The 1,116-nt window shown below is 67.1% G+C and carries 1 protein-coding gene and 1 pseudogene; both read left to right on the top strand.

What is annotated here, in order from left to right; genetic code table 11:
- Positions 1-453 (top strand): annotated as a pseudogene (locus tag AC1DY5_RS56660) (potassium-transporting ATPase subunit B); the annotation flags it as partial.
- A gap of 9 nt (positions 454-462) precedes the next feature.
- On the top strand, positions 463-1,041 hold the full coding sequence (gene kdpC / locus AC1DY5_RS56665) for a potassium-transporting ATPase subunit KdpC (protein WP_478122875.1): 579 nt from the start codon (positions 463-465) through the stop codon (positions 1,039-1,041).
- Positions 1,042-1,116: the final 75 nt, after the last annotated feature.

Below are 1,116 nucleotides of genomic sequence, written 5' to 3' on the forward strand. Positions count from 1 at the left end.
GGCGATGGGGGCAGCGGCACGCAGGCCGCGAAGGAGGCCGGCAACATGGTCGACCTCGACTCCAACCCGACCAAGCTGCTCGAGGTGGTGGAGACGGGCAAGGCGCTGCTGATGACGCGCGGCTCGCTCACTACCTTCTCGATCGCCAACGACGTGGCGAAGTACTTCGCGATCATCCCGGCGATCTTCGTCACGACCTATCCGCAGCTCGGCGCGCTCAACGTGATGCGGCTCGCGAGCCCGTCCTCGGCCATCCTGTCCGCGGTGATCTTCAATGCGCTGATCATCGTGTTCCTGATCCCGCTCGCATTGAAGGGCGTGCGCTACCGGCCGGTCGGCGCGGCGGCGCTGTTGCGGCGCAATCTCGCGATCTACGGGCTCGGCGGCCTCGTCGTGCCCTTCATCGGCATCAAGATCATCGACTGGCTGCTGGTCGCGGTCGGTCTTGTTTGAGGACTTCCCATGAAAGACATTCTTCGTCCTGCCCTCGTGCTGTTCGTGCTGTTCAGCGCGCTCACCGGGCTCCTCTACCCGCTCGTCGTGACCGGTGCCGCCCAGGCGGTCTTTCCGGCGCAAGCCGCGGGCAGTCTGGTGGTGCGCGACGGTGCGCCGGTCGGCTCCACATTGATCGGCCAGAACTTCAGCGACCCGAAGCACTTCTGGGGCCGCCCATCGGCCACGGCACCGATGGCCTACAACGCGGCCGCGTCGGGCGGCGCCAACCAGGGGCCACTGAATCCGGCGCTGGTCGATGCGGTCAAGGCCCGCATCGAAGCCCTGCGCACGGCGGACCCGGGCAACACCGCGCCAGTTCCGGTCGACCTGGTCACGGCCTCGGCCAGCGGGCTGGATCCGGACATCAGCCCGGCGTCGGCGGACTACCAGGCGGCACGCGTGGCGCGTCTGCGTAACCTGCCGATCGGACAGGTCGAAAAATTGATCGACGATCACACCGAAGCGCCACTCTGGGGCTTGCTCGGCGGGGCGCGCGTGAATGTGCTGGCCCTCAATCTCGCGCTCGACGCGCAACCTTCACCCTGATCCGGAGAAGGCCCATGGTCTATGTGCGACCACCTGACCGCTGCAGCAGGCTTGTTCCCTCGCAGAGAGGCAGCG

This window comes from Variovorax sp. P4_D9 (assembly GCF_056401695.1).